This is a genomic window from Thermohalobaculum sediminis (assembly GCF_023487995.1).
Lineage (GTDB): Bacteria > Pseudomonadota > Alphaproteobacteria > Rhodobacterales > Rhodobacteraceae > Thermohalobaculum > Thermohalobaculum sediminis.
Genome location: NZ_JAMFKN010000043.1, coordinates 1 through 1,207, shown reverse-complemented (window position 1 = coordinate 1,207; position 1,207 = coordinate 1). Strand labels below are relative to the sequence as shown.

Annotated in this window: 1 protein-coding gene and 1 pseudogene; both read right to left on the bottom strand. The window is 68.9% G+C overall.

Translation table 11 applies throughout. The annotated features are described in order from the left end of the window. A pseudogene (locus M1105_RS20545) lies at nt 1–641 on the bottom strand (hypothetical protein); the annotation flags it as partial. A 306-nt stretch (nt 642–947) separates the two neighbouring features. Next, nucleotides 948–1,207, bottom strand: a 260-nt coding sequence (locus M1105_RS20540; protein WP_249582237.1) for a DUF992 domain-containing protein, incomplete at its 5' end; no start/stop codon positions are given.

The window sequence follows — 1,207 nt, the reverse complement described above, 5'->3', positions numbered from 1 at the left end:
AGCCGCTTGCGCTGCTCCTCCTTCGAGATGTTGAGGAAGACCTTGACGATGGAGATGCCGTTGTCGACCAGGTAGCGCTCGAAGTCGTTGATCTCGCGGAAGCGGCGCCTCCAGGGACCCGCTCCGTCGTCATCGCCGGGAAGCCGCTGGTGCGCCAGAAACTCCGGGTGGACCCGAACGACCAGAACCTCCTCGTAGTGCGACCGGTTGAAGATTCCGATCATACCGCGCGCCGGAAGTGCCCGGGACACACGCCAGAGATAGTCGTGCGCAAGCTCCTCCGACGATGGCGCCTTGAAGCTGCTGACGCGGCAGCCCTGCGGGTTCACGCCGGACAGGACGTGGCGCACGGTCCCGTCCTTGCCCGAACTGTCGATGCCCTGAAGGACGAGAAGCACCGCATGGGTCCCCTGCGCGTAAAGCTTCTCCTGCAACGCGGCGAGGCGGCCGACATTGTGCGCGACATACTCCCGGGCGCTCTCCTTGTCCGTGAGCGCGCCCGAGAAGGCCGGGTCGAAATCCCTGCCGAGAACGACCTGCGTCCCGGGCTCAACGGCGAGCTGGCGCAGGCTGAACCGGACCACGCCGCCCTCGGGCAGCGCGAGCCGGCGTTCGCGGTCGAAATCGAGTGCGTGCGTCATCTGCGTGCCCCGCCTCTCATGCGCCGATCGTCAGGCCATAAGTGTCCGACCGAACCTTCCCTCGGATGGACGGTTGGGCCGGGCAACTCGGTTCGATCCTTGCCGTTGGCCGTCGGGAGCCTTCCGCGTCGGGGACGAGAGCCTCCGCTCGCGGGCCGGTGTCGCCGATACCCTCCACGATCCGGGCACGGGGCCAGCGGCCGGCGACCCCGCCGCTTGCGCGTCACCCGTCGCCGCAGCGGCGATCGGGCGAAGCGCGACGCGACGCGGTCACGCCGCCCGCTCGCCATGCTCCCCGGCTCCGCCTCACTCGCTCGTCAGCGTGAAGGTCTCGATGCCCGCCGACGCGCCGGCACCGGTGCTGCCTGCGATCGAGACCGGCTGCAGCGTGATCGACTTCTCGAACCCCCCGACGAGGACCTTCGCGCCGGCCCCGGCTCCGAGCGAGGCAGAAGCCGAGACCCCGGCATACTCGCCCGCGAGCGCGCCGCCCTTCAGGTCGGTCGTCGGCGCGATGACGGCCCAAACGAGCTGCTGGTTCGGCTTGAACTCAAGATCGATACCGA